The organism is Conexibacter sp. SYSU D00693, from assembly GCF_017084525.1.
Taxonomy (GTDB): Bacteria; Actinomycetota; Thermoleophilia; order Solirubrobacterales; family Solirubrobacteraceae; genus Baekduia.
In genome coordinates this window covers 364,756-391,325 of sequence record NZ_CP070950.1, presented here as the reverse complement: position 1 = coordinate 391,325, position 26,570 = coordinate 364,756, and the positions used below count along the sequence as shown (strand labels likewise).

At 73.8% G+C, this 26,570-nt stretch carries 25 protein-coding genes, 1 tRNA gene and 1 riboswitch; of the genes, 7 read left to right on the top strand and 19 right to left on the bottom strand.

Annotated features, from left to right (window positions below; translation table 11 throughout):
* Positions 1–42: 42 nt before the first annotated feature.
* Positions 43–1,284, top strand: coding sequence for a serine protease (locus JUB12_RS01965; protein WP_205697937.1), 1,242 nt, complete (start codon positions 43–45; stop codon positions 1,282–1,284).
* On the opposite strand, the gene JUB12_RS01960 is transcribed toward JUB12_RS01965, so the two are convergent.
* The 9 genes from JUB12_RS01960 to JUB12_RS01920 form a co-directional block, all read right to left on the bottom strand.
* Positions 1,281–3,074, bottom strand: coding sequence for a GspE/PulE family protein (locus tag JUB12_RS01960; protein WP_205697936.1), 1,794 nt, complete (start codon positions 3,072–3,074; stop codon positions 1,281–1,283). The two genes, JUB12_RS01965 and JUB12_RS01960, sit on opposite strands and share 4 nt — an antisense overlap.
* Entirely contained in the window at positions 3,040–3,864 is an 825-nt protein-coding gene (gene aroE / locus JUB12_RS01955) for a shikimate dehydrogenase (protein WP_371822314.1), read from the bottom strand. The genes JUB12_RS01960 and aroE overlap by 35 nt, the downstream gene beginning before the upstream one ends.
* Positions 3,861–5,300, bottom strand: a complete 1,440-nt coding sequence (mltG, locus tag JUB12_RS01950) for an endolytic transglycosylase MltG (protein ID WP_205697935.1) — start codon at positions 5,298–5,300, stop codon at positions 3,861–3,863. Before mltG ends, aroE begins: the two co-directional genes overlap by 4 nt.
* A gap of 164 nt (positions 5,301–5,464) precedes the next feature.
* Positions 5,465–5,860, bottom strand: coding sequence for a Holliday junction resolvase RuvX (gene ruvX, locus JUB12_RS01945; RefSeq protein WP_241004386.1), 396 nt, complete (start codon positions 5,858–5,860; stop codon positions 5,465–5,467).
* A gap of 21 nt (positions 5,861–5,881) precedes the next feature.
* Positions 5,882–8,503 (bottom strand): alanine--tRNA ligase, encoded by a 2,622-nt coding sequence (alaS, locus tag JUB12_RS01940; RefSeq protein ID WP_205697933.1) that lies wholly within the window; start codon positions 8,501–8,503, stop codon positions 5,882–5,884.
* A gap of 84 nt (positions 8,504–8,587) precedes the next feature.
* Positions 8,588–9,685, bottom strand: coding sequence for a choice-of-anchor L domain-containing protein (locus tag JUB12_RS01935; RefSeq protein WP_205697932.1), 1,098 nt, complete (start codon positions 9,683–9,685; stop codon positions 8,588–8,590).
* 63 nt (positions 9,686–9,748) lie between these two features.
* Entirely contained in the window at positions 9,749–11,203 is a 1,455-nt protein-coding gene (gene mnmA, locus JUB12_RS01930; RefSeq protein ID WP_205697931.1) for a tRNA 2-thiouridine(34) synthase MnmA, read from the bottom strand.
* Between the two features lie 82 nt (positions 11,204–11,285).
* Entirely contained in the window at positions 11,286–11,945 is a 660-nt protein-coding gene (locus JUB12_RS01925; protein ID WP_205697930.1) for a hypothetical protein, read from the bottom strand.
* Positions 11,946–12,023: 78 nt separating this feature from the next.
* The gene (locus tag JUB12_RS01920; RefSeq protein ID WP_205697929.1) at positions 12,024–12,596 is read right to left on the bottom strand and encodes a hypothetical protein; all 573 of its coding nucleotides are present in this window, start codon (positions 12,594–12,596) and stop codon (positions 12,024–12,026) included.
* 109 nt (positions 12,597–12,705) lie between these two features.
* Between JUB12_RS01920 and JUB12_RS01915 the strand changes: the two genes are divergently transcribed.
* Positions 12,706–13,863, top strand: coding sequence for an RNA polymerase sigma factor (locus JUB12_RS01915; RefSeq protein ID WP_205697928.1), 1,158 nt, complete (start codon positions 12,706–12,708; stop codon positions 13,861–13,863).
* Here JUB12_RS01915 and aspS read toward each other — a convergent pair.
* The 5 genes from aspS to JUB12_RS01890 are packed head-to-tail and all read right to left on the bottom strand — an operon-like array spanning position 13,847 to position 18,745.
* Positions 13,847–15,619, bottom strand: a complete 1,773-nt coding sequence (gene aspS / locus JUB12_RS01910; protein WP_205697927.1) for an aspartate--tRNA ligase — start codon at positions 15,617–15,619, stop codon at positions 13,847–13,849. The genes JUB12_RS01915 and aspS overlap by 17 nt on opposite strands.
* Positions 15,616–16,866 carry a histidine--tRNA ligase gene (hisS, locus tag JUB12_RS01905; protein ID WP_205697926.1) on the bottom strand — a complete coding sequence of 417 codons (1,251 nt, stop codon included), beginning with the start codon at positions 16,864–16,866 and terminating at the stop codon, positions 15,616–15,618. Before hisS ends, aspS begins: the two co-directional genes overlap by 4 nt.
* On the bottom strand, positions 16,863–17,501 hold the full coding sequence (locus tag JUB12_RS01900; RefSeq protein WP_205697925.1) for an MBL fold metallo-hydrolase: 639 nt from the start codon (positions 17,499–17,501) through the stop codon (positions 16,863–16,865). Before JUB12_RS01900 ends, hisS begins: the two co-directional genes overlap by 4 nt.
* Positions 17,501–17,869 carry a hypothetical protein gene (locus JUB12_RS01895; protein ID WP_205697924.1) on the bottom strand — a complete coding sequence of 123 codons (369 nt, stop codon included), beginning with the start codon at positions 17,867–17,869 and terminating at the stop codon, positions 17,501–17,503. Before JUB12_RS01895 ends, JUB12_RS01900 begins: the two co-directional genes overlap by 1 nt.
* A 6-nt stretch (positions 17,870–17,875) precedes the next feature.
* Entirely contained in the window at positions 17,876–18,745 is an 870-nt protein-coding gene (locus JUB12_RS01890; protein ID WP_205697923.1) for a hypothetical protein, read from the bottom strand.
* Positions 18,746–18,820: 75 nt separating this feature from the next.
* On the opposite strand from JUB12_RS01890, the gene JUB12_RS01885 reads away from it, so the two are divergent.
* Genes JUB12_RS01885 through JUB12_RS01875 form a run of 3 tightly spaced genes read left to right on the top strand, consistent with a single transcriptional unit; the run spans position 18,821 to position 22,413 of the window.
* Entirely contained in the window at positions 18,821–19,513 is a 693-nt protein-coding gene (locus JUB12_RS01885) for a GPP34 family phosphoprotein (protein WP_205697922.1), read from the top strand.
* Positions 19,514–19,559: 46 nt separating this feature from the next.
* Positions 19,560–21,221: an AMP-binding protein gene (locus JUB12_RS01880; protein WP_205697921.1), complete on the top strand. Its 1,662-nt coding sequence runs from the start codon at positions 19,560–19,562 to the stop codon at positions 21,219–21,221.
* Entirely contained in the window at positions 21,187–22,413 is a 1,227-nt protein-coding gene (locus tag JUB12_RS01875; protein WP_205697920.1) for an alpha/beta fold hydrolase, read from the top strand. Before JUB12_RS01880 ends, JUB12_RS01875 begins: the two co-directional genes overlap by 35 nt.
* On the opposite strand, the gene JUB12_RS01870 is transcribed toward JUB12_RS01875, so the two are convergent.
* Both JUB12_RS01870 and JUB12_RS01865 read right to left on the bottom strand, forming a co-directional pair.
* Positions 22,410–23,123 (bottom strand): uracil-DNA glycosylase, encoded by a 714-nt coding sequence (locus JUB12_RS01870; protein WP_205697919.1) that lies wholly within the window; start codon positions 23,121–23,123, stop codon positions 22,410–22,412. The two genes, JUB12_RS01875 and JUB12_RS01870, sit on opposite strands and share 4 nt — an antisense overlap.
* A gap of 96 nt (positions 23,124–23,219) precedes the next feature.
* The gene (locus JUB12_RS01865; protein WP_205697918.1) at positions 23,220–23,654 is read right to left on the bottom strand and encodes a DUF2267 domain-containing protein; all 435 of its coding nucleotides are present in this window, start codon (positions 23,652–23,654) and stop codon (positions 23,220–23,222) included.
* A 39-nt stretch (positions 23,655–23,693) separates the two neighbouring features.
* Here JUB12_RS01865 and JUB12_RS01860 point away from each other — a divergent pair.
* Positions 23,694–23,767 (top strand) — tRNA-Met (locus JUB12_RS01860).
* 166 nt (positions 23,768–23,933) lie between these two features.
* Here JUB12_RS01860 and JUB12_RS01855 read toward each other — a convergent pair.
* Together JUB12_RS01855 and JUB12_RS01850 are read right to left on the bottom strand one after the other, a co-directional pair.
* Positions 23,934–24,314, bottom strand: coding sequence for a hypothetical protein (locus JUB12_RS01855; protein WP_205697917.1), 381 nt, complete (start codon positions 24,312–24,314; stop codon positions 23,934–23,936).
* Positions 24,311–25,771 (bottom strand): RHS repeat-associated core domain-containing protein, encoded by a 1,461-nt coding sequence (locus tag JUB12_RS01850; protein ID WP_205697916.1) that lies wholly within the window; start codon positions 25,769–25,771, stop codon positions 24,311–24,313. The genes JUB12_RS01855 and JUB12_RS01850 overlap by 4 nt, the downstream gene beginning before the upstream one ends.
* A gap of 57 nt (positions 25,772–25,828) precedes the next feature.
* Here JUB12_RS01850 and JUB12_RS01845 point away from each other — a divergent pair, with 57 nt between their 5' ends.
* Entirely contained in the window at positions 25,829–26,185 is a 357-nt protein-coding gene (locus tag JUB12_RS01845) for a hypothetical protein (RefSeq protein ID WP_205697915.1), read from the top strand.
* A 34-nt stretch (positions 26,186–26,219) separates the two neighbouring features.
* Here the strand turns inward: JUB12_RS01845 and JUB12_RS01840 are convergent, their stop codons facing one another.
* Positions 26,220–26,426: a dodecin gene (locus JUB12_RS01840; protein WP_205697914.1), complete on the bottom strand. Its 207-nt coding sequence runs from the start codon at positions 26,424–26,426 to the stop codon at positions 26,220–26,222.
* 73 nt (positions 26,427–26,499) lie between these two features.
* Positions 26,500–26,568: riboswitch (guanidine-III (ykkC-III) riboswitch) on the top strand.
* Positions 26,569–26,570 lie beyond the last annotated feature (2 nt).

Below are 26,570 nucleotides of genomic sequence, written 5' to 3'. Positions count from 1 at the left end.
GGGCCGCAGGTCAAGGCCGCGCGGCGACGCGCCGACGACCCGATGGTGCGTCGCCTCCTGACCCTCCTGCTCACCTGCGCCGTGCTCCCCGCGGCCACCGCCGCCGACGCCCTCGCCCGTGCGACGCCGCGCATCGTCGGGGGCCACACGGCGACGAGCACCGAGGTCCCGTGGCAGGTCGCCATCGTCGACGACACGCACTTCAGCGGCCCCGAGCAGTTCTGCGGCGGGACGGTCCTCGACGCCACGCACGTCCTCACGGCGGCGCACTGCCTCGACGACCCGGCGCAGTTCAGCGCCGACCGCGTCTACGCCGGCACGACGTCGCTGCTGACGCCGGTCCAGGACGTCGCGGTCGTCTCGAGCGTCCGCCACCCCGGCTACGACGCGGCCAAGGGCCTCAACGACGCGGCCGTCCTCACCCTCGCGACGCCGCTCACGCTGGACGGCACGACGACGAAGGCCGTCGAGCTGGCCTCCGTCACGCCGGACACCGGCACGGCGGTCACCGTCAGCGGCTGGGGGGACTTCACCGGCAACGGCGTGTACCCGACCGACCTCCGGGCCGTCACGGTCCACGTCGTCTCCGACAGCACGTGCGCGAGCGCCTACGGCCCCACGATCGTCCCGCAGCGCCACCTCTGCGCCGGCGAGCCCGTCGACGGCACGGACTCCTGCCAGGGCGACAGCGGCGGCCCGCTCGTCCTCGCCGGCACCAACACCCTCGTCGGCATCGTGAGCTTCGGCAACGGCTGCGGCCTGGCCGCCTACCCCGGCGTCTACGCCGAGGTCGCCAACCCGTCGATCCGCGCGTTCATCACCGGCGCGCTGGGCGCCACCGCGCCGCTGACGCAGGACCTCGCGGACGTCGTCCCCGAGCAGCCCAGGCCCGAGACGCCGAAGGCCGAGGAGCCCGCCCCGGCGCAGCCGCCGGCCTTCCGCCCGCTCGAGGACCGCAGCGCCCCCACCGTCACGCTGCTCTCGCGGGCGTGCACCAAGACGGCGTGCACGCTGCACCTCGGGGCGCTGGACGCCGGCGGGGTCGCGGCGGTCAGCGCGAGCGTCCGCGCGACCTACACGACCACGTGCCGCAAGGGCCGCAAGCGCAGGTCCTGCAAGAAGACCACGACGGCGCGCACGGTCGTCGCCCGCGACAGCGGCAGGGGGCTGTTCGTGCTCAAGGTCTCCAAGCTGCCGCGCAAGGCGACGGTGCGCTTCGACGTCTCGGCCACGGACCGCACGGGCAACCGCGCCGCGCTGACGGTCCGCAAGGCGACGCGCTAGCCGACGCCGACGACGCGGGCGATCTCGGCCACCGAGGTCCGCCCCTGGGCGACCTTCTCGAGGCCGTCCTCCCGCAGCCGGCGCATGCCCTCGCGCACGGCGACCTCGGCGATCTGGTCGGCCGACGCGCGCTCGATGGCCAGCTGGCGGATCTCCTCCGTCAGCACCATCACCTCGTAGAGGCCGGTACGGCCCTTGTAGCCGCTGCCGCCGCAGCGCGAGCACCCGACGGGCTCGTAGGCCTCGAGGTCCATCCGCGCCGGGAAGCCCGACTCGCGCAGCGTGTCCGCGGGGACGATCGCGCGGCGCTTGCAGTGGCTGCAGAGCGTGCGCGCCAGGCGCTGGGCGACGACGCAGTCGATCGCGCTGGAGACCAGGAACGGCTCGATGCCCATCTCGACGAGGCGCGTGATCGCCGTCGGCGCGTCGTTGGTGTGCAGCGTCGAGAGGACGAGGTGGCCGGTGAGGGCGGACTCGACGGCGATCTGCGCCGTCTCGCGGTCGCGGATCTCGCCGACCATGATGATGTCGGGGTCCGCGCGCATCATCGAGCGCAGGCCGTTGGCGAAGGTCAGGCCCGCCTTGGGGTTGACCTGCACCTGCGTGACCCCGTCGAGCTGGTACTCGACCGGGTCCTCGATGGTGATGATGTTCTTCTCGGGCGAGTTCAGGACGCCCAGCGCGGCATAGAGCGACGTCGACTTGCCCGAGCCGGTCGGGCCGGTGACGAGCGTCGCGCCGTACGAGCGGCGGATCGCGCGCAGGAAGCGCTCGTGCTCGGGCGGCGCCATCCCGAGCTTGTCGAGCTCGAGGACGACGTTGGACTTGTCCAGGATGCGGATGACGACCGTCTCGCCGTGGACGGACGGCAGCGTCACGACGCGCAGGTCGACGTGGTGGCCGTCGATCGTGAGCGACACGCGGCCGTCCTGCGGCAGGCGCCGCTCGGCGATGTCGAGCTCGCTCATGATCTTCACGCGCGACACGACGCCGCTGACCATCCGGCGCGGGACGTTCGTGCTCTCCACCAGGACGCCGTCGACGCGGAAGCGCACGCGCATCTGGCGCCCGTCGGGCTCGAGGTGGATGTCCGAGGCGCCCTGCTCGACGGCCTGGGCGACGATCTGGTTGACGAGCTTGATGATCGGCGCGTCGTCGGCCGTCTCGTGGAGGTCGACGACCTCGGCGGTCTCCTCCTCGTCCTCGGCCAGCGTCGTGGCGACGACGTCGTCCAGGCGCGAGAGGCGGGCGACGAGCGCGGAGATGTCCTCGCGCGAGGCGACCGCGGCGCGGACCTCGTAGCCCGTCATGAGGGCGATGTCGTCGACGGCCAGGACGTTGGCCGGGTCGGCCATGGCGACGAGCAGCCCGCGCTCGCCGAGGAACGCCACGGGCACGGCCTCGTAGCGCTTGGCCGCGGCGCTGCTGACGAGGTTCGCCGCCGCCATGTCGACGGTGAAGACGGAGAGGTCCAGGTGGTCGAGGCCGTGGCGCTCGGCGACGGCGCGGGCCAGCTGGTCCTGGTTGATGTGGCCCTGCTCGAGCAGCAGCCGCTCGGGCGTCGTCCCGGCGGAGCGCGCCTCGTCGATGGCGCGATCGACGCGGGCGCGGTCGGCGGCACCGAGCTCCACGAGCACGTCGGTCAGGAAGCGCGCGGAGCCCGAGCGTCCCTGCGGCTTGGTGATGCCGTCCCAGCCCGTCGGGCGCGCGGCAGCCTCGTCGGCGTCGCCGACGGGGCGCAGATGGGGTGCGGGCTCAGGCGTCATCTCGGGGTTGGGTGTCCGGTCCACGAGCCGCAGTCCTCATCGCCGCGAGCGGCGCCTCACGCCCCGTCCAGCGGGTGAGCGACAGCGCACCCTGGCGGACGAGCACCTCGAGCCCGTCCACGGTCCGGCACCCGCGCCGCGCGGCGGCGTCGAGCAGCGCGGTACCCGAAGGACGGTAGACGAGGTCCACGACCATCGACCATCGGTCCAGACCATCGGCATCGAGGGGGAGGTCCTTGAACGTCCGCGCCGGATCGTGCAGCCCGACGGACGTGCAGTTGACGAGCAGCGCTCCGGCTTGCGGCGCGGCCACGACGGTCGCGCCCAGCTCTTCGGCCACCTGCCGGGCCCGGGCGGCGGAGCGGTTCCAGATCGCGACCCGCGCTCCGGCCTCGCGCAGCGCGAAGACCGCCGCGCGGGCGCTGCCGCCGGCGCCGAGCACCGTGGCGTCCATGCCGGCGACGTCCTCGCCGATGGCGGCCAGGAGACCCGGCGCGTCGGTGTTGTCGGCCTCGATCGCGCCGTCCGGGGAGAAGCTGAGCGTGTTGGCTGCGCCGATCGTCCGGGCCGCGGGCGTGGCGTCGTCGGCGAGCGCGAGCGCCGCCTCCTTGTGCGGGATCGTGACGTTCGCCCCGACGAAGCCCGCGCCGGGCAGGCCGCGGACGGTCTCGTCGAAGAGCTCGGGCGGGACGGGCAGGCGCTGGTAGCTCCAGCCGCCGAGCCCGAGCTGCGCCAGCGCCGCCGTGTGCATGGCGGGCGAGCGGCTGTGGGCGACGGGCCAGCCCAGGACGCCGAGGCGCGCCACGGCGCTCAGCAGTCCGAGGGGTCCTTGCCGCCGCGCGCCTCGCGCGCGCGGTTGTACGCCGCGACGTCCTCCTGGAAGCCCGCGTCGGTCGAGGAGAAGGCGTGCGCGCCGTTCCCGCACGGGCGGACCACGTAGTAGAGGTAGTCGTTCTTGGCCGGGCGCAGCGCGGCCTCGATGGACGGCCGGCTCGGGTTGCCGATCGGCGTCGGCGGCAGCCCGCGGCGCTTGCGCGTGTTGTACGGCGTGTCGGCGTCGAGCTCGGACTGGCGCAGCGGGCGCGTCCAGTTGCGCCGCTCGTAGCGGATGGTCGCGTCGATGCCGAGCGGGATGCCCTGCTCGAGGCGGTTGTGGATCACCGCGGAGATGAGCCGCCGCTCGCGCGGCACGAGCACCTCGCGCTCGATCATGGAGGCGATCGTCAGGACCTCGTAGGCGTCCAGGCCCAGCCGGCGCGCGCGGGAGCGCAGCCGCGTGTCGCGCGCGACCTCGGTGAAGGCGTCGAGCTGCTTGCCGACCAGGTCGCCCGCCGTCGAGCCGACCTTCAGCTCGTAGGTCGCCGGGTACAGGAAGCCCTCGAGCGTCTTCGTGGACGTCGGCGCGCCGTAGCGGCGGGTGCTGAAGCCCCGGTGGCGGTCGCTGGCCCGCAGGAACGAGCCCTTCAGCCCGGACTCCTCGAGCAGCGGGACGATCTCCGTGCGCGCGCGGCCCTCGGGGATGGTGACGCGGATGACCTTGGGCGCCTCGGCGGGCGCGGTCAGGACGTCGAGCGCCGCGCCGTAGGACATGTCGCGCCGGAAGACGTGGCTGCCGGCGCGCAGCGACTCGCCGTCGCCGCTGAGGCGGGCGCGCAGCTCGAAGAAGAAGCCCGAGCTGATGACGCCGCGCTGCTCGAGCAGGTCACCGATCGCCCCGATGTCGCTGCCCGGCGGGACGGTGATGCGCACCGAGCCCTTGCCGTCGCCGGAGAACGGCTGGAAGAGCGAAGCGAGGAACCAGGCGACGGCCAGCAGGCCGACGAGGAGCACCGCCGCCACGGCGCGGCGGGCGCCGCGCCGGTCGCCGGGCGTCCCGCGGCGGCGCGCGGGCTTCGGCGCGCGCGGGGTCTTGTGCGTCGGCCCGCTCACCCGCGGCAGGTCGCGCACCGACGGCGCCGTCGCGCGGCGCACGCCGATGGGCTCGTCCGAGGTGACCTGGGTGACGGGCTCGGGCTCGACCGGCTCGACCGGCTCGGGCTCCGGCTCGACGTGGACGGGCTCGTGGTGCTCGACGACCGGCTCGGGCTCCGCAGCGGGCTCGCGCCGCAGCGGCGGCGGAGGCGGCGGCGGCGGAGCGGCGGGCTCGCTGAACCAGGCCTCCTGCGACTCGGGGGCCTGTCCCCGCTGTCGCGCCTCAGCGGGCGGCTGGGCCTCGGCCGGCGCGGGCGAGGTCGGCGGCTCTGCAGGCACGTCCTCCGGCGATGCGAACGAGGGGACTGTCCCCTTCTTCGCATCCGAGGGTGCCGCGCGGCCCTCACGCTCGGCCCGGCGCCGCTCGCGCTCGAGGCGCGCGCGCTCGCGCTCATCCGCAGAGCGCGGCCCGTGGTCGCCCTCGTCGCGACGGCCGAAGATGCTCACCCGGCGTGCTCCCAGCCGTGGCGGGCCAGCCAGTCCTCGAGCAGGACGGCGGCGGCGCGGGAGTCCTCGGAGGTGCGCGCGTCAGCGGACATGGAAGCGATCGACGTGGTGAAGCGCTCGTCGAAGAGGTCGACCGGCACGTCGACGGCCTGCGCCAGGCGGGCCGCCCAGCTGCGGGCCTCCGTGGTCTGCGGCGTGTCGCGCCCGCTCAGGCCGACCGGCAGCCCGACGACGACGCGTTCCACCTCCCGCGTGCGCACGAGCTCGACCACCTTCGCGAACCCGGTCTTGGTCGCGGGGCGCGCGACGGCCTCGATCGGCGTCGCCAGGGTGCCGGTCGGGTCGCTGACCGCGCAGCCGCACCGGGCCGACCCGTAGTCCAGGGCGAGCACCCGCACGAGGCTATAGGTCGCTCAGGCGCCGAGCGCGGACGCGATCGCGTCGCGCGCCGCCGCCAGCGCGTCGTCGAGCTTCTCGGGGTCCCGGCCGCCGGCCTGGGCCATCGTCGGCTTGCCGCCGCCCCCGCCGCCGGTGACCTGCGCGGCCACCTTCACGACGTCGCCGGCCTTCACCCCGCGCTCGACGAGCGCCGGCGCGACCGAGGCGACGAGGTGCACGCGCCCCTCCCCCGCCGCGCCCAGCACGATCGCCGCGTCGCCGAGCTTGTTCTTCAGGCGGTCGGCCGCGTCGAGCAGCGCCTTGGCGTCACCGACCGGCACCGACGCCGTCAGGACCTTGAAACCGCCGAGCTCCTCGGCGCGCCCCGCGAGCGCGTCGACGTCCACCGCGCCGTTGCCGCCGCCCGCCCCCGCCTTGGCCGCCTTCTTGGCCTCGTCGCGCAGCGCGCCGATCCGCGCCACCAGCTGCTCCGGCGTCGTGCGCAGCGCGTCGGCCGCCTCGCGCGCGATGGCGTCGTGCGCGCGCAGCAGCCCGACCGCCTCGGGCCCGGTGACCGCCTCGATGCGCCGGACGTTCGACGCGCTCGAGCCCTCGGAGACGACGCGGAAGACGCCGATCTCCGCGGTGGAGCGCACGTGCGTGCCGCCGCACAGCTCGCGCGAGTAGATGCCGCCTGTGCCCGTCGACGACGTCGACTGGGCATCGCCGACCTCGACCATCCGCACCACGTCGCCGTACTTCTCGCCGAACAGCGCCATCGCGCCCTTCGCGCGCGCCTCGTCCAGCGACGTCGTCTGCGGCACCACCGGGTCGTTGCGCAGGATCCACGCGTTGACCTGGTCCTCCACGTCGCGCAGCTCCTCGGGCGACAGCCGCTGGCCGTGGGTGAAGTCGAAGCGCAGCTTGTCGGGCCCCACGTAGGACCCGGCCTGGCGCACGTGGGTGCCCAGCCGCTGGCGCAGCGCCGCGTGCAGCAGGTGCGTCGCGGTGTGGTTGCACTGCGTGGCGTGCCGGGCGACGCGGTCCACGCGCGCGACGACCTCCTCGCCCTCGCGCAGCGACCCCTCCTCCAGCTCGACGACGACCGCCTGGTCCTCGCCCGAGCGCAGGACCTCGACGACCGTCGCGCGGCAGTCGCCGTCGGCGCAGGCCACCGTGCCCGTGTCCGAGACCTGGCCGCCGCCCTGGGCGTAGAACGGCGAGGTGGCGAGCTTCACGAAGGTCCGGCCGCCCTGCTCGGCGACACCGGCGACGGTCGTGCGCTCCTCGAGGTGCTCGTAGCCCGTGAAGCGCGACGGCTCGGTCGCGAGCTGGCGCACGAGCTCCTGGTCGGCGCCGACCTTCTTGGACGCGCCCGCCCCCGCCGAGGACCGCACGCGCTGGGCCTCCATGTTGGCGTCGAAGCCGGCGCGGTCGACGGAGGCGCCGCGCTCGGCCGCGATCTCCTCGGTGAGGTCGATCGGGAAGCCGTAGGTGTCGTGCAGGCGGAAGGCGTCGTCGCCCGAGACCTCACCCGCCTCGAGGATCCGGTCGAGCATCCCGAGGCCCGTCTCGAGCGTGCGGCCGAAGCCCTCCTCCTCGGCGCGCACCCACTTGAGGATGGTGTCGCGCTCGCGCTCGAGCTCGGGGTAGCCCGCGCCCATCGTCTCGACGACGACGTCGACGTACCGGGGCAGGAAGCCCGGCTCGATCCCCATCCGGTGGCCGTGCTGGATCGCGCGGCGCATGAGCCGGCGCAGCACGTAGCCGCGGTCCTCGTTGGAGGGCACCACGCCGTCGGCGACGAGGAACGTCATGCCCCGCGTGTGGTCGGCGAGGATCCGCAGGCCACGGTCGTCCGGGCGCTGCGCGAGCTCCTTGCCCAGCGCCATGAGCGGCGCGAACTGGTCGGTGTCGAAGACCGTCTCGACGCCCTGGAGGATCGCCGCCATGCGGTTGAGCCCCATGCCGGTGTCGATGTTCTGCGCCGGCAGCGGCGTCAGGGTCCCCGGAGGGTCCTGGTCGTACTGCATGAAGACCAGGTTCCAGAACTCGAGGAAGCGCTCGTTCTCCCCGCCCGGGAGGTCGTCCTCGCTGCCGAAGTCCAGCCCGCGGTCGAGGTAGAGCTCCGAGCACGGGCCGCACGGCCCGTTCGGACCTGCCTGCCAGAAGTTCTCCGAGCGCGGCAGCGCGACGATCCGTGAGCGCGGGACCCCGACCGACTCCCACGCCGCGATGGCCTCCTCGTCGGGGCCGATCCCGAGCTCCGGGTCACCCTCGAAGACGGTGATCCAGATGTCCTGCGCCTTGAAGCCGAAGCCCTCGAGCGACAGCTCCCACGCGAACTCGACGGCGCCCTGCTTGAAGTAGTCGCCCATCGAGAAGTTGCCGAGCATCTCGAAGAACGTCAGGTGCCGGGCGGTCACGCCGACGTTCTCGATGTCCGGCGTGCGGAAGCACTTCTGGCAGGACGTGAGCTTGTCGGCGGGCGGCTGCTCGATGCCCAGGAAGTACGGCTTGAGCGGGTGCATCCCCGCGGTGGTGAGCAGGACCGACGGGTCGAACGCCGCCGGGACCAGCGAGGCCGAGGGCAGCCGCTTGTGGCCGCGCTCGGCGAAGAACGACAGGAAGGTCTCGCGGATCTCGTCGGACGTCACGCGTCCGGAGTCTAGGAGGCCCGCGGTGCGCGGCGAGCCCGCCTCCCGGCCGCCGCTGCGGGCGGCCGGGGGCGGTTCGAGCCGCTACTTGATGATGCCGGCCTTGGCCGAGGACGGCTTGAGCTGCGCGTCGCCCGCGAAGGTGGCGACGTAGCCGCCGCCGAGGACGATGTCGAGCAGGCTGGCGAGGCCGCTGCAGGTGGCGACGCCGCTGCCGTTCGTGGTCGCTGAGCAGATGCTCTTCTTGTTCACGGTGAACGAGATCTTCTTGCCGCTGACGGCCGCCCCGTTGGAGGTGAGCGTCGCGTTGGGCGAGAAGAGCGACAGGCCGAGCGGGTTGAGGTTCAGCAGCGCGGCCTTGGCGCTGAGCGCGGTCGGCTGCTGGTTGCCCGGGCCCGACTGCAGCGAGCCGGCCTGGATGGCGACCGCCGAGTCGAGGAGGTCGTCGCCGCGGTCGGCGATGGCGAGCTTGACGTGCGTGGGCTGGTTGGGCGTGACCGGCGCGGTGCAGGTCAGGACCGTCGTGACGCCGTCGAGCTGCGTGTCGAGCTGGCCGTTGCCGTTGTCGCGGTAGAGGTTGGCGTTCTTGCCCGGGTGGATCGTGTCCACCGAGACCGGCTCGGGGCCGTTGGCGCCGGGGACCGTGGCGCAGTTGACGCGCTGGTTGCCGCTGCCGACGTAGAAGGCGAAGACGTCGTTGAAGCCCTTGTTGACGTACTCCGTGTACTCCTCGGAGCCGAAGACGTACTTGAAGGACAGCGTCGAGGCGTTCGAGGTGGCGTCGAACTCGAGGACCGAGGCGTCCTCCGTCCCGGGCTCCTCGCCCGTCGCGCCGGCCAGCGCGTCGAGGTCGGCGTCGCCGTTGCCGCCGAAGCCCTCGCCGGCGCCCGTGGCGTTGTTCGGGCCCTTGACGTCGGCGATGTCGCCGGAGCTGAGCAGGACGCCCTGGTCGATGCCCAGCGGCGCCCCGCCGCTGAACTTGCCGGCCTGGAGCGTGTTGCCGGTGACGGTGGCGTTGGCGACGGTGATGCCGGTGCCCGCGAGCGTCTGCGCGAGCTGTGCGGCGGTGACCCCCTGCTGGACGCTCTGCGTCGAGATGGCGGCGTCGGCGGTCGCCGGGACGGCGACGAGGACGCAGGCGGCACCGAGGAGCGGCGCGATGCGCCGGGACTTCGTGACCATGCTGTGACTTCCCCCTTGACGATGACCGGCGGCGGGCGGCCACCGGGCTGACGTCCGGGGACACTAGGCCGCGGCGCTGGACGCCTCGGTGGGGCTGCCCACACCGTCCAGGTGCAGGCGGCTGGCGGAGACCGCCGCGTGGCCGACAACTGCATCACCCTGCAGCAGCACCGCGACCTGGCCGGGCGCGACGGCCTCCGTCGGCGCGTCGAGGACGAGGACGTCGTCCTCGAGGCGGCAGGCGACGGGCTCGGCCTTGTAGCGGAGCTTGGCGCGGTCGACCGCGGCGGCCGGGCGGTGCAGGCGCAGCCCGTCGAGCGCGATGCGCGTGGTCGCGAGCTGCGCCCGGTCGCCGACCGTGACGGTGTTCGCCGCGGGGTCGGTGTGCAGGACGTAGAGGGGCGTGCCGGTGCCGTCGAGGCCCAGGCCGCGGCGCTGTCCCACGGTGTAGAGGTGCGCCCCGCGGTGGCGGCCGAGCACCGCCCCGCCCGTGTCGACGACGTCGCCGGGACGGTCGTCGAGGCCGCCGTGGCGGGCGAGGAACCGAGCGCGGCCCGTGCCGGCGAGGAAGCAGAGGTCCTGGGAGTCGGCCTTGTCGGCCACCGTGAGGCCGTGCTCGCGCGCGAGCGCGCGGACCTGGTCCTTGGTGTGCTCGCCCAGCGGGAAGCGCAGGCGCCGGGTCGTCGCGGGATCGAGGCCGGCGAGCGCGTAGGCCTGGTCCTTGGCCGGGTCGGCGGCGAGGCGGACGAGGCCGTCGGGCGTTGTGCGCGCGTAGTGGCCCGTGGTGAGGGTGGCCGCGCCGAGGCGGTCGGCGAGCTGCACCATCGCGTCGAGGCGCACGCGGCCGTTGCAGCCCACGCACGGGTTGGGCGTGAGGCCGGCGGCGTGGCCGGCCAGCCACGGGTCGACGACGCCCTCGCGGAAGGGCTCGCGCAGGTCGAGCGTGAGGTGCGGGAGGCCGAGCCCGTGGGCGACGGCGCGCGCGGCCCGGACGGCATTGGCGCTGCAGCACGAGGCCTCGGCGTCGTTCTCGGGGTCGCGCCAGAGCTCGAGCGTGACCGTGGCGGCGCCGGGGCCGGCGAGCAGGGCGGCGACCGTCGAGTCCACCCCACCGCTCATGGCCACGAGCGTGCGGCCGGGGTCGGCCGCCAGCTGCGCGTCGTGCCACGCGGCCTGGCCGAGCGCGGCGTGCAGGGCGTCGGCGACGAGCTCGGCCGCGTGGAGCTTCCCGGCGCTCAGGCCGCCCAGCGCGGCGGCGATGGGCTGGGTGCCGACGTGCGCGGCGTCGAGCAGCGCCTCGCCGCGGACGAGGTCGACCGCGGCCGACGCCGCGGCGGTCAGCGCGCCACAGCCCTCCGCGTCGAAGCCCGCGTCGACGACGGTGTCGCCGGCGACCGCGACCGAGACCCGCACGAGGTCGCCGCACAGCGCGCCGCCGGCGTGGCCGTCGTGGCCGCCGTCGGGACGGTGGCCGCGTGCGACCGGGTGCTCGAGGTGCTCGGCGAACCGCTCGTCCACGGTCCGCCGAGTCTAGGGGCGGAAAGTGCCAGGCACTTTCCGCGGTGCCGGGTGGAAAGTGCCAGGCACTTTCCGCCCCGTGCTAGCGGCGCAGGGTGTCGCCGACGGCCTGGGCGACCTCGTCGGCGTCGGTGAAGCCGAGGATCTGCCGGGCCTTGCCGTCGGGGCCGATGACGAGCGTCGTCGGGGCGGTCGTGACCTGGACGCCGCGGGTGATCGCGCCGAAGCTCGCGACGCGGTCGATCGAGGCGACCTTGACCACGACGTCGCCGCCGCGGCGCGGGACGGCCTTGACGGCCCGCTTGGCCGCGCGGTCGTCGGCGCCCTTGCCGGAGAAGAGCAGGACGACGGTCTTGCCCGCCTCGAGGCTGCGCAGCAGCGGGACCGAGAGGTCGGCCGGCTTCGCGGCCTTCGCCGGCGTGGCGGGCTTCACGGCGGCGCTGGCCGGCGTCTTGGCGACGGCGGCCGGCGTCGCGCTGCCCGTGCCGCCGGTCGCGGCCTCGACCTTCGCGCTGGCCGTGTTCGCCGTGTCCACCGCGCCCTTGGCCTTGTCGACCGCCGACGCGAGCCCGTCCACCCCCGGGGCGCCGCTGGCGTCCGCGGCCGGCGTGGCCGGGGCGGCGGTCGGCGCCGGCGTCGCGGCGGTCTCGACGGGCTTCGGGCGCAGGGCGACGAACCACAGCGCGGCGAAGGCGAGCACGGCCACGAGGGCGAGGCGGATGGGCAGGCTGACCTGGTCCACGGGTGGTCCATCGGCCGTCGCCGCGGGATCCTCAAGACGCGTCCAGAGCGCCTGGACGCGTCTCGAGGAGCGCTCCGGCTAGCGCTTGGCCCGGCGGGCCTTGCGCGCCTTCTTCTGCATCTTCGCGGCGGCCGCCTTCACCTCGTCCTTGGCGGAGTCCTCGCCGTTGGCGTCCCACATCGTGCAGCCGTAGCCGTCCTCGTCGCAGACCCAGCCGTTGTTGAGGTCGAGGTCGCCGGACCTGCCGGTCGTGCGGAACAGCCAGGAGCCGCCGGCGCGGCGGGTGATGCGCGTCGTCGAGTCCAGCCCGATCTCCGGGGAGGTCACGCGCTTGACGGCGCGGGCGCCGCCGGCGTCGCGGATCGCCTCGACGGCGTTCTGCGGGTCGCCCTGGAAGCGCAGGCACTCGCGGTCGTCGTCGCCCGGCAGCTTCCAGTCGCAGGCCAGCGTCTTCACCACGCCGCCGTCGGCACCGACGATCCGCGCCTCGAAGAACACGTGGTTGACGTTCTCCTCGGTGATGGGCTCACCCACGACGTGCTGCGGCGGGGCGGTGGGCGCGGACTTGGCGCTCGCGGCGGCCGGAAGGGCGAGGGTGGCGCCGGCGACGAGGACGCCGGCGGCCTTGAGGAGGGACTTGGTGGTGGTCATGCCCTCTCTGTCGCCGGCCGCCGGCACCAGGTGTCGCAGATCCGCCTTTCGGATGACGTTGCCCGACGCGAGCGACACCTTCGCCCCTGCGCGGCGTTCTCACTCGCGGATGCCTGCACACCAGGGAGACGACCGCCTGCTCGCACAGCGCACCAGCGCCGGTGACGACGAGGCGTTCGCGGCGATCGTCCACCGCCACCGCGCGCCCCTCGTGCGCTTCGTGGCCAAGCGCACCGGCCGGCCCGAGCTGGCCGAGGACGCCGTGCAGGAGGCGCTGCTCGCCGCGCACCGGGCCCTGCGGGGCGGCAGCGTCCCGGACGACCTCCGGCCCTGGCTGCGGACCATCGCCGCGCGCCGCGCCATCGACCTGGCGCGCCGGGAGCGCGACGCCGTCCCGCTCGACGACGCGCGCTGCGTCCTCGCCACCCCGGCGAGCACCGAGCCCGAGGCCGCCGTCGCGGCCGCCGCCGAGCTCGACCGCGTCGTCGCCACCTGGTCCGAGCTGCCGCCGCGCCAGCGCCGCGCGCTCGCGCTCAGCGTCCTCGAGGGCCGCAGCCTGCGTGAGATCGCCGACGCGTTCGACGTCGACGTCGTCGCCGCCAAGTCGCTCGTCGCCCGCAGCCGCCGCACGCTCGTGCACCGCCTCGGTGACGAGGCGCACACGCGCCGCCGTCGCCCCCGCGTGCTCGTCCTCGCGCCCCACGGCCTGCTCGTGGCGCTCGGCCACCGCTTCGACGGCCTGCGCGAGCGCCTGCGCGACCTCATCGTCCTGCTGCCCGGCAGCGAGCCGCAGATCAGCCTCGTCGCCAAGGGCTGCGCCGCGGCGTGCATCAGCACGGTCGGGCTCGGCGGCGCCGTGCCGGTCGCGACCGTCGCGCCGCCCGTCCTCGAGCGCGCGCCGAAGGTCGAGCGCGACCGGCCGGAGCGCAAGGCGGCCTCGGCGCCCAGGAAGCAGCCGGCCAAGAAGGCCCCAGCGGCCACGTCGCAGACCCCGGCCACGACGTACGCGCGCTCGACCGCCGCGCCGGCGACGACGACCACGCGGGTCACGCGCAAGGCGCCGCTGACCGCCACGAGCGTCGCAAGCACCGGGGACAGCTCGAAGGCGACCGGGACGCTGCAGACGGTCCCGGCACGCGGCTTCCCCTCCTACAAGCAGCCGCCGCCCACCGGCTCCTACCCCACGGGCGAGTCCGCTCCGGGCGGGTCGAGCGCCCAGAGCAGCAGGCCCAACGTCTACGTGGCGTCGCCTACGCCTGCTGAGTGACCAGCGAGCGCACCGCCAGCTCGCGCAGCTGGCGGTCGTCGACCGGCGCCGGCGCGCCCGTCATCGGGTCGCCACCCGACGCGGTCTTCGGGAAGGCGATGACGTCGCGGATCGAGTCGCGCGCCGCGCAGATGGCGACGATGCGGTCGAGGCCCATGGCGATGCCGCCGTGCGGCGGCGCGCCGTAGCGCAGCGCGTCCAGCAGGAAGCCGAAGCGCGCCTGTGCCTCCTCCTCGTCCATGCCCAGCGCGTCGAAGACCTGCTGCTGGACCTCGGGGTCGTTGATGCGGATCGAGCCGCCGCCGATCTCCGTGCCGTCCATGACGAGGTCGTAGCCCCGCGAGCGCAGCGCGCCCGGGTCGTCGAAGGAGCCGACGGGCGCTGTGAACGGGTGGTGCAGCGCGTCCCAGCGGTCCTCCTCCTCGTTGCGGCCGAACATCGGGAAGTCGACGACCCACAGGAGGTCGTGGCGGTCGTCGGGGATGAGGCCGAAGCGCTTGCCCAGCTCGAGGCGCAGCCCGCCGAGCGCCTCCAGCGCGACCTGGCGCTGGTCGGCGGCGAACAGCAGGAGGTCGCCCTCGGCACCGCCGAGCGCGTCGACCACCTTGCGCTGCTGGTCCTCGGAGAAGAACTTCGCGATGCCCGAGCGCCACGCGCCCGCGTCGACGAACGCGTGCGCGACCGCCTTGCCGCCGTGGCGCTGGACGACCTCGTTGAGGCCCTCGATCTCCGACCGGCTCATCGCCCGCGCGCCGGCGTTGAGCGCGACGACCGCGCCGCCGCCGTCGAGGACGCCCTGGAAGACCTTGAAGTCGCTGCCACCGACGAGGTCGGAGACGTCGTGGAGCTCGAGGCCGAAGCGGGTGTCCGGCCGGTCCGAGCCGAACCGCGACAGCGCCTCGTCGTAGCCCATCCGCGGCCACGGCGCTGGCGGCACGTCGACCTGCGCGACCTCGAAGACGCGCGTCATCACCGCCTCCATCATCTCGATGACGTCCTCCTCCTCCACGAAGGACATCTCGACGTCGAGCTGCGTGAACTCGGGCTGGCGGTCGGCGCGCAGGTCCTCGTCGCGGAAGCAGCGGGCGATCTGGTAGTAGCGCTCGAACCCGCTCATCATCAGCAGCTGCTTGAAGAGCTGCGGGGACTGGGGCAGCGCGTACCAGGAGCCCGGCTGCAGGCGCGAGGGCACGAGGAAGTCGCGGGCGCCCTCGGGCGTGGAGCGCGTGAGGATCGGCGTCTCGACCTCGAGGAAGTCGCGCTCCTCGAGGACGTCGCGCATCGCCTTGACGACCTTGGAGCGCAGGACGAGCGCCTCGCGCATCGGCTCGCGGCGCAGGTCGAGCATGCGGTGGCGCAGGCGCGTGACCTCGTCGACGTCGTGGTCCTCGTCGATCGGGAAGACCGGCGTCTCGGCCTCGGCCAGGACCTGCATCTGGCGGACCTGGAGCTCGATCTCGCCCGTCGCGAGGTTCGGGTTGACGTTGCCCTCCTCGCGGCGCACGACGTCGCCCTCGACCGAGACGACGTGCTCGGAGCGCAGGCGCTCGGCCGCGCCGAACGCGACGCCCGAGGTCTCCGGGTGGAAGACGAGCTGGACGATCCCGGAGCGATCGCGCAGGTCGATGAAGATCAGGCCGCCGTGGTCGCGGCGGCGGTGCACCCAGCCCGCGACGGTGACGGCGTCGCCGGCGCGCGACGCGTCCAGCGCCCCGCACCACGTGTCCCGGTAGCTGTTGGACCGCGGCGTCCTCATGCCAAGTGCCTCCCGTTGATGACCCGTGCGACGACCGCAGCCGGGTCGACGTCCTCCTGCTCGCCCGCCTCGGTGTCCTGCAGCGCGCAGCCGTCCGCGCCGACGAAGGCGACGTAGCGCGCGCCCAGGCGCGCGGCCTGCTTGACCTGGCCCTTGCGCGACCGCCCGGCGAGGTCCATCTGCGCGCCGAGACCGGCGCGACGCGCCTCCGTGAGCACCTCGAACGCGGTCCGGCGGGCCTCCGGCTCCCAGGCGACGAAGAGGTCGACGACCGGCTCGGGCTCCGGCCGCGCGCCCGCGGCCAGGAGCATCCGCTCGATGCCGGCGGCCCAGCCGCAGCCCGGGGTCGCCGGGCCGCCGAGCTGCTCGACGAGGCCGTCGTAGCGCCCGCCACCGCCGACGGCGCTCTGGGCGCCGAGCTCGCCGGAGGTGAACTCGAAGATCGTGCGCGTGTAGTAGTCCAGGCCGCGCACGAGCGTGGGGTCGATCTCGTACGGGACGCCCGCGGCGTCGAGCAGCGCGCGGACCTCGGCGAAGTGGTCGCGGTCCTCGTCGGAGACGAAGTCCTGCAGCAGCGGCGCGGAGGCCATGACCTCCTGCGTGCCCGCGTGGTCGCTGTCGAACGCGCGCAGCGGGTTGAGCTCGATGCGCGAGCGGACGTCGTCGGAGAGCCGGTCCCCGTGCGCGCGCAGGTGCCTGGTGAGCTCCTCGCGGTAGACCGCGCGCGACTCGGGCGTCCCGAGCGAGTTGATGCGCAGCTGGACCTGGCGGACCTCGAGGGACTCGAGCAGCTCGCGCAGCAGCACGACGAGCTCGGCGTCGACCGCGGGGTCGGCGGCGCCGATCGCCTCGGCCCCGACCTGCCAGAACTGGCGGAAGCGCCCCTTCTGCGGCTTCTCCTGGCGGAAGAAGCTCGAGAGGTACCAGAGCCGCACGGGCTGGGGCTCCTTGTGCATCCCGTGCTCGAGGTAGGCGCGCACGACGGGCGCGGTCCCCTCGGGACGCAGGGTCATGGAGCGGTCGCCCTGGTCGCGGAAGGTGAACATCTCCTTCTGGACGATGTCCGTGGAGGCGCCCACGCCGCGGGAGAAGAGCTCGGTCTGCTCGAAGGTCGGCGTCTCGATGCGGCGGTAGCCGGCGGGCTCGAGCACGGCGCGGGCCGCCCGCTCCACGGCGGTGCGCGCCGCGGCGTCCTCGGGCAGCACGTCCTGCGTGCCGCGCGGCGCCTGCAGCTTGGCCGCGCTCACCCCGTGAGCTCTTGGAGGAAGGGGTTCGTGGCGCGCTCGGCGCCCAGCGAGGTGATGCCCATGTGGCCGGGGAAGACCTGGGTCTCGTCCGGGAAGCGGCCCAGGAGGTCGGCGATCGAGCGCATGAGCACCTCGAAGTCGCCGCCCGGCAGGTCGGTGCGCCCGATGGAGGACTGGAAGAGCACGTCGCCGCTGAAGAGCGCCTGCTCGTCGGCGATCGCGTAGGTGACGTGGCCGGGCGAGTGGCCGGGGGTGAAGACGACGTCGATGGTGAAGCCGGCGAGCTCGAGCGTCTCGCCGCCCTCCACGGTGTGCTCCGGGTCCCAGGACTCGTAGGGGCCGAAGCCCGGCCACGGCACGTAGGCCATCACGTCCTGCAGGACCTGGACCTCGAGCTTCGGGCAGTACACCGGCGCGCCGGTGGCCTTCGCGATCGGGGCGACGGCGCCGACGTGGTCGAAGTGCGTGTGGGTGAGCAGGATCGCGTCGAGCTGGACGCCGAGCGCCTCGATCGCGCCGAGGAGCTTCTCGGCCTCCTCCCCCGGGTCGACGATGACCGCGCGGTCGGCGCCGTCGTGGCGGATGAGGAAGCAGTTCTCCTGCACCGGCCCGACGGTGAACATCCGGACCTCCATCAGGCCCTCCCGGCCGCCTTCTGCTTGAGGCGGCGCTTGTAGAGGAACGTGTCGGTGAGGAACGTCATCGGGATGTAGATCGCGAGCATGAAGCCGGCGAGGGCGATGCCCGCCGACACCGGCTGCTTGAGCACGAGGATGGTGACCAGGCCGAAGATGAGCGCGGCGATCGCGCCGCGGTTGGCGGCGCTGCGCCACGTCGGGGGCTTGTCGTACTTCGCCATGCCCGTCGCGCGAGCGGGCTTGCGGCCCTGCGAGGCGCGGCGCTCGGCGTCGGTGATCGGGCGGCCGGTGCGGCCGCGCACCTCGACCATCCCCGCGGCGTTGCCGCGGTGCTTCGTCCGGCGCTTGCGCTTCGTCTGGGCCATCGCTGCCTAGGAGTCTAGGACGGCGAGGGCCTCCTCGACCGTGCGCCGCCCGTCGACCTCGAGGTCGTCCGGGAACCCGTCGTACGCGCGCGCGGGCGCGAGGCCGACCTGCTCGCAGCGCGCGACGCGCGCGTGGCGGCCGATCGCGGCGACGACCTCGGCCAGCGCCAGCGCCTCGTGGTCCTCGACGTTCATGGACACCTGCGCGACGCCGCCCTTGCCGGCGAGCCGCAGGCCGATGGCGCGCAGTCCGGGCAGGCCGTCGGGGCCACCCTCGCGGATGGCCGCCGCGATGCGCTTGGCGTCCTGCTCCGTGGCGGGCGGCGCGAGCTCGGCGTTGAACGCGACGAGCGGCGGACGGGCGCCCACGAGCGTGGCGCCGGCGGTCGGGTGCGGGCGCTGCGGGCCGAAGTCGGCGTGCAGCTCGCCGGAGCGCAGGCGCTGCGCGAGCTGGGTGATGCCGCCGCGGCGGAGCTCCGCGCGGCTGCGGCCCTGCGCGAGCTGGCCGTAGAGGAGGACCGGGACGCCGAGCTGCCCGATGAGCTCCGCGGCGACGAGCGCCTCCGCGCACGCGGCGCCGCGTCGCTGGGCGTCGAGGTGCACCACCGGCGCGACGTCGAGCGCGCCGACGTGCGGGTGGATGCCGCGGTCGTCGTGCAGGTCGATCCGGGCGAGCGCCTCCTGTGCGCCCCGCGCCAGCGCCTCGGCCAGGTCGCCCGGCGCGCCGGCCAGCGTGTGGACCGACCGGTGGTGGTCGGGGTCGGTGTGGGTGTCCAGCAGGGTCGCCCGCGTGGCGCGCACGTAGGCCTGGCCGATCGCATCGACGACCTGGCGGTCGCGGCCCTCGGAGACGTTGGGGACGGCCAGGAGCACCACGCCGCCCACCCTGCCACGCCATCCGTTCGGGTGACGGGTGCCAGGCACCGGTCATCTGTGGGGTAGGACTCGAGCATGGCGATGGCGACCGACCGGCTGGGCCTCCACGAGGAGCTGCTGCTGCTCGTGCTCGACGACGAGAAGGGCTCGGACTCCACGACGTACAGCACCGCCGACCAGGCGACCGCCGGCGCGATCCTGATGGAGCTCGCGATCCGGGACCTCGTCCGCTACGAGGACAAGTCGTTGCAGGTCCTCGACGACGCGAGCGCGCCGGAGGGCGTGCTGGCCGACACGCTGGCGCTCCTGCGCGCACAGGACGACCCGAAGGGCGCGAAGCACTGGGTCGCCAAGCTGCCCAAGGAGCTCAAGCCGCTGCGGGCGCGTGCCGCGGCGGACCTCGTCGCGCACGGGGTGCTCGAGGAGGACCAGTCGAAGCTGCTGGGGATCTTCAGCCGCACGCGCTACCCGACGCGCGATCCGGAGCCCGAGCGCGCGGTGCGCGAGCGCCTGCGCCGGGTCCTGGTCGACGGGCAGGAGCCCGACGAGCGCGACAGCGCGCTGGTCGCGCTGGTCTACGCCCTCGAGCGCGAGAAGGACGTGGTCGGGCGCGAGCACCGCAAGGCCGCGCGCAAGCGGGCCAAGGAGATCGCCGAGGGCGACGCCGTCGGCAAGGCGGTGCGCGCGGCGGTCCAGCAGGTGCAGGGCGCCATCATCGGCGCGACGATCGCCGCGAGCGCCAGCGCCGCCGTCTCCGGCGGAAGTTGACACGAAGGGGTGTCAAGGACGGGGCTCGGCGGGAAGCACAGGCCTCATGTCCAGCACGGGTCGCTCGCGGCGCTTCGAACGGGTCGCCGACGTCGTCAGCACCGGCGCGCAGGCCGCGAAGGTCTTCGCGGGCGCCGGACTGGTCACGCCGATCCGCCCGGACCGGGGCGCCAAGGCGCTCGCGGCCGTGGCGAAGTTCGGCCAGTCACCGGCCGGCGGCTACGCGGCCGCGGCGGCGCTGGAGCCCGACCGCGCGGCGATCATCGACGAGCGCGGCACGCTGACCTTCGCCGAGGTCGAGGAGCGCACGACCCGGCTGGCCAACGCGCTGGCCCGGCGCGGCATCAGCGAGGGCGACGGCGTCGCGCTGATGATGCGCAACCACCGCGGCTTCGTCGAGACCGTCATCGCGCTCTCGAAGCTCGGGGCCGACGGGCTCATGCTCAACACCGCCTTCGCCGGACCGCAGCTCACCGAGGTGGTCGAGCGCGAGGGCCCCGAGGCCGTCATCCACGACGCCGAGTTCACCGACCTGCTCGCCGACGCCCTCCAGGACCGCACGCGCTACGTGGCCTGGACCGACGACGACACGGACACCGGCGACGTCGAGACGCTCGAGCAGCTCATCGAGGACGGCGCCCCGACGGCCCTCTCCAAGCCCGGCCGCCATGGCCGCACGACCATCCTCACCTCCGGGACGACCGGCACGCCGAAGGGCGCCACGCGCGGCGGGCCGACGATCGGGGCCGCGGTCTCGATCCTCTCCGCCATCCCCCTGCGCGCCCGCGAGCGCGTCTTCGTCGTCGCCCCGCTCTTCCACCAGTGGGGCTTCGCCCACCTGCTGCTCGCGCTGCTGCTGCGCTCCACGCTGGTGCTGCGGCGCAAGTTCAAGCCCGAGGAGACGCTGAAGGTCGTCGAGGAGGAGCGCGTGGCGTGCCTCCCGATGGTCCCGGTGATGTGCCGCAAGCTGCTCGACCTCGACGAGGAGACGCGCTCGAAGTACGACACGAGCACGCTGCGCACGGTCCCGGTGAGTGGCTCGGCCCTGCCGGGCGACCTCGCGATCGACTTCATGGACGCCTTCGGGGACGTCCTCTACAACCTCTACGGCTCCACCGAGGTCGCCTGGGCGGCGATCGCCTCGCCCAGGGACCTGCGCGAGGCGCCCGGCACCGCCGGCCCGCCGCCCCACGGGACGAAGCTCGAGATCCTCGGCGACGACGACCAGCCGCTGCCGCCCGGCGAGACCGGCCGGATCTTCGTCGGCAACGACATGCTCTTCGAGGGCTACACCGGCGGCGGCTCGAAGGACGTCGTCCGCGGGCTCATGGCCACGGGCGACGTCGGCCACCTCGACGAGGAGGGCCGGCTCTTCGTCGAGGGCCGCGACGACGACATGATCGTCTCGGGCGGCGAGAACGTCTTCCCCCAGGAGGTCGAGGACACGCTGGCCCGCCACGAGGCGGTGGCGGACGTCGCGGTCGTCGGCGTGGAGGACGACGAGTGGGGCCAGCGGCTGAAGGCCTACGTGGTCAAGGAGGGCGACGTCGACGAGAAGACCCTGAAGCAGCACGTCAAGGAGCAGCTCGCCGGCTACAAGGTGCCGCGCGAGATCGTCTTCCTCGACGAGCTGCCGCGCAACCCGGCGGGCAAGGTGCTCAAGCGGGAGCTGGATGGCGACCGGGAAGGCGACGAGGCCCACGCCTGATCCCGGCCCGTTCCGGGCCCTCGTCGACCGGTTCGACCCGGACGTCCTGCACCTCGGCGGCGGACGCGCGCGGCGCGTGCGCCTCGCGGTGCGCGGGCGCGAGGACCAGGATCGCGATGCCGTGCTCGACGGGTCGGGCGCGCGCCTCGCGCTGCCCAGCGGACGGGCCGAGGCGGAGCTGACCGCCGACCTCGCGACGTGGCGGAGGATCGCCGACGATCTGCGCGCCGGCATGCTCGCGTTCCGCCGCGGGAAGCTGCGCGTGCGCCACGACCTGCACCTCGGCGTCGGCTTCCTCGCCGCGACGAGCGGGTCGCAGGAGCCCGAGCGGCTGCAGGCGCGGCTGGTCAAGACGCCGTTGGGGCGGCGGATCTCGCTCTTCGAGGCCGGGCCGCTGGACGGGGCGCCCGTCGTCTGCCTCCACGGGCTCGGGGCGACGAAGGCGTCGTTCTTGTCGACGCTCAGCGCGATGGCGGACCCCGGCGCGCCGGCCGGCGGCTTCCGCGTGCGGGCGATCGACCTGCCGGGCTTCGGCGACTCGGACAAGCCGGTCGGCCCCCGGGCCCGCTACGACGCGCGGTTCTTCGCGCGCGAGGTGGTCGCGCTGCTCGACGCGCTCGAGGTCGACCGCGCGCACCTCGTCGGCAACTCGATGGGCGGGCGCGCGGCGCTCGAGGTCGGGCTCACGTTCCCCGACCGGGTGCGCCGGCTCGGGTTGCTGGCGCCGTCGATGGCGTGGCGGCGCCGGCGGCCGTGGGCGCCGCTGCTGCGCCTGGTCCGGCCGGAGCTCGGGTTCGTGCAGCCCGCGCCACGGGCGGTGGTCGAGCGGATCGTCGCGCGGGTCGTCCCCGAGTCCGGCGACGGCTTCGTCGAGGCCGGCGTCGACGAGTTCCTGCGGGCGTACCTGACGCGCGGCGGCCGGGCCGCCTTCTACACCGCGGCGCGCGCGATCTACCTCGAGGAGCCCTACGGCGAGGACGGCTTCTGGCCCCGCCTGAAGGACCTGCAGCCGCCGTCGCTGTTCGTGTGGGGCACGCAGGACACGCTCGTGCCGATCGGCTTCGCGCGCCACGTGACCGAGGCGCTGCCGGTCGCCGAGCACCTCGAGCTCGACTGCGGGCACGTCCCGCAGATGGAGCGCCCGGACCAGACGCACCGGGCGCTGGCGAAGTTCTTCCGCGCCGACGCCTAGGCGGTCGCGCCGGCGGCCTGCGGCACGGCGGACGGCAGCCGCCAGTCGACCGGCGCGCCGCCCTGCTTGACCAGGAGGTCGTTGGCCCGGCTGAACGGCCGGGAGCCGAAGAAGCCGTTCTTGGCCGACAGCGGGCTCGGGTGCGCGGACTCGATCGCCGGGACGTCGCCCAGCAGCGGCTTGAGGTTGCGCGCGTTGCGGCCCCACAGGATCGCCACGAGCGGACCGCCGCGGCCCGCGAGCGCGCGGATCGCCTGCTCGGTCACCGCCTCCCAGCCCTTGCCCTGGTGGGAGTTCGGGCGGCCGGCGCCCACGGTCAGCGCGCGGTTGAGCAGCAGGACGCCCTGGTCGGCCCACGGCGTCAGGTCGCCGTTGGCGGGCGGCGGGGCGCCGACGTCCTCCTGCAGCTCCTTGAAGATGTTGATCAGGGACTTCGGAAGCGGTCGCGTGTCGGGCGCGACCGAGAAGGAGAGTCCCACCGCGTGGCCCGGCGTCGGGTAGGGGTCCTGGCCGACGATGAGGACCTTCACGTCGGCGAGCGGCCGCTGGAACGCCCGCAGCACGTGCTCGCCCGCTGGGAGGAACCTCCGCCCCGCGGCGACCTCCTCGCGCAGGAACTCGCCCATCCGCGCGACCTGATCCTCGACCGGGGCGAGCGCCTGCGCCCACCCCCGGTCGATCAGCTCGCGCAGCGGCTTCGCGGCGGCCATGGGCGGGAGCATCTCACCCGCGCCCGACGGGTCTCGCGCGCGAGGTGTGACCGTTCGAACATCCCCCAGGTGCTCCGAGGGACACACCTCGGGGCACTAGGCCCGCAGCGAGCGCCCGGGCGCGTCGGTCTGCGCCGTGCGGAAGCGGTCGGCGTCGGCGGGCGGGTCCCACGCGGGCTTGAGGGACGCCGGCAGCTCCGCGGCGATCCGCTTGAGCAGCGCGTCGTCCTCCACCACGATCGCCACCGCGCGCATCGTGCCCTGCAGCACGTCGAGCCCCGCGGCGTCGTCGACGTTCAGCCGCTGCGCCAGCGCCTGCGCCATCGCCCGGTCGTCGGTCCGCGGCGCCGCACCCGAGGACGCCGTGCGCGTGACGCCGTCGAACGGCGACGGCAGCTGCGCGGCCAGCTCGTCGGCCGCACCACCCAACCGCTCCCCCAGCACCGCGAGCCCCGCCCGCAGGGCCTCCTCCGGGTCCTGCGCGCCCGAGCTCTCCCGCATCGCGTCGATGAACTGCTGTGCGTCGGCCATGCCGCGACCGGCTACCCGCCGCTACACTCCCGATCCCCCGCCGGAGTAGCTCAGTCGGTTAGAGCAGCGGAATCATAATCCGCGTGTCGGGGGTTCGAGTCCCTCCTCCGGCATCACGAAGTGGCCGCAAGAAAGGCCACTCCGTCGAGTCACCGACCCGTAGCCGGACGCAACTTGGCGGCGGGCGCTCAAGGCGAACCCCGTGTTCCTACCGGAGGGCAAGCGCGGTGCGTCCCGTACGCGCGGTTGGCACCACCTGCACGACGCCTCGTCCGGTGATCAGGAGGCCTCGTCTGCTAGCTGTGCCCTCACGATCCCGGCGCGCACGTCGATGGAGCCGAAGCTGCCCACGACCACGTAGCGGTGGTCGGCCCACTCGAAGGAATCGAAAGTTCCATAGTCCTTCTCCCCGCGCGCGTCGACGGCGGGCGGGAGACCCTGCTCCGCCCAAGTGAGGTGGGTGACTTGAAGGAAGCTGAGGCAGCCTCGCCGGTAGTCATGCTGCTCCCCGGAGCGAGGACCGCGGTATGCGCCATGTTCCGGTGTCAGCACGAAGTCCGTTCGGAAGTCGAGCTGACCCGGGGTCGCGTGGATGTCCAGGACGTAAGAGTCCTCGAGCAGGAAGCCAGCGAGATCGGCTATGGCGGTGTAGGGCTTCAAGGCAGATCCCATTCGACGGGTGTGTGGTTGCCGGGGCTCCGACGAGTTACCGGGTTGCCCCAGGTGTCGACCCGGGTCCCACCAGCGTCACGAATAGCGATGTCAGGCCGCTCGCTACCAGGAGTGCGCTCGCTACCACGCTTGATCACGAGCCGGTCGACGCCGTTGGCGTCGCGGAACTTCAGGGGACCGGCACCGCTCTGGACGCGCTGCCAGCCTTGCGCATCCGCAAACCTAGCCCACTCAGTGACCTTGGCCGTACGACCGGCGAAGACCTGGCGCATTGCGAAATCTGCGTCGTATCGTGCGATCGCCGCTCCGCCCCTGGCGGCGGTGGTCCCCCGACCGGGGAGCACACGCCGAACCACGGTCGCCGCGCGTCCGACTGTCGACTTGAGCGCGCCACAGAAGAACCCGCATGGCAAAGCCGACGTACCGACCACCTCAGGAGTGATGCCGATGGACTTAAGCGCTCGCGACCACCCCGGCTCATCGGCATCAGCCGACCCGGTCAGCGTCTGAAACACGCTGGCCAGATTCTCGGTCTCGCGAGTGGTCAGGTCGTGCTTGCGGCGGTAGGCGTTGAGGAACCTGTTTGCTTCCTCGGCTAGCAGTTGGCGCCTCGGCGGCTGATGGCCGCCGGCGATTTGGGCGTTCTCCTGGGCGATGCTCCTCTCAGCGTTGGCGCGCGATGTGTTGATGTGCTTGATCGACCGGCGACGAGTCTGTCGCTCGTCGGCGCTCGGCTTGCGGCCCAGCGGCGTGCTTGGGCCATCGCCGGAGGGCCCGCCGTTCTTGTGGCCGTCGAGTTCCACCCGAGTCGTCGGGTTGCCGCCGGCAAAGCCGTAGCGGTTGTTCAGCGACGGATCTACCTGCAGGCCTTGGTCGGCCGTCGGCGACTCGAAGCGGTCCTGGGTCAGGAATCGCCCGAGCAGCGGTCGGTACGACCGCGCCTGCATGTCGTAGGTGTCGGTGTCCTCGTCCAGGTAATGGCCCTGGAAGCGGAACGGGTTGCCCTTGGCCTCGGCGCTCAGGTTGGTCGTGTCGAACCCTTCGCCGAACGGGTCCATCGCGTAGCGGTCGCTGCGGAGATCGACGCCGCCGACTTCGGGCCACTCGAACTCGCCGAAGGCCCGATCGACGTCGATGCCGACGGCCGTGTCGTCTTCAGTGGCCACCGCAACTGGAGCGACGGCGCCGTTGTCCTGCTGCAGGCCTCGGTCAGCGATCCCACCGCCCGACCCATCCCTGTACGCCCCGGAGGGCGGTTCGCCATCGTCGGCGACGCCGTGGCGATGACCACCGCCGGGCAGCGACTCCTGCTCGGCTTGGATGGCCAGCCCCGGATGTGGCTGGGTGAACCGGGCGTCTTCGAGACGCGCCTCGACGGCTACAAGGTCCGCCTCCACGACAGCCCGAACATCGATGTCGAGGGCGACCGCATGGCGCTTGTGCACAACGGGGAGGTCAAGATCTCCGCCTTCCCCCCACCACCGCCCGCCCCGACGCCTCAGGTGACGACCACCGCGACGCGCGCCGTCAAGCAGCTCGCCGGGACGCTGCCCAACAGCATCGTCCCCGTCGGCCGCGTCGAGGTCGCCGTCGTCCGTGGGCCCTCCACGCCGCGCACCAGGACGAGCACCTGCACGCAGCTCGCCCGCAACGGCAAGTTCCTCGCCGCCCGACGCGCGAGCGGAACCTGCCAGCCCAGCCGGTTCTTCCTCGCCAAGGGGACCACGACCTGGAAGGTCAAGCTCCCCCGACGGCTCCCCGCTGGGCGCTACGCCATCTTCACGCGCGTGACGGACGTCAACGGGCGCGCTCGCACCTCGAGCGGGGACGAGGCCGACACGATGCGCGTCGCCCGCTGACGGACAGCCAACGAGCGCTGCCGCGACCCGGCGGTCACTCCAGCCGGAAGCCGATCTTCATCGTCACCTGGACGTGCTCGACCTTCTGCTCCTCGATGTGGCCGCGGATCTGGGTCACCTCGAACCAGTCCAGGTTGCGCACGGACTCGGAGGCCTTGGCGATGGCGCCGCTGATGGCGTCGTCGATGGACGACGGCGACGTGCCGGTGACCTCGATGGACTTGTAGACGTTGTCGGCCATGGGTCGGGGTCTTCCCCGGCGACCGGCGCGGCGACGCGCCGGGTCGGCGGTCGGCCCGGTGCTACCGTCGATGGTCCGGTCGCCCTGAGCGGCGCCCGGCCGGACGAGACGCGCCGTACCCGGTCATGTCAGACGACGCGCTCC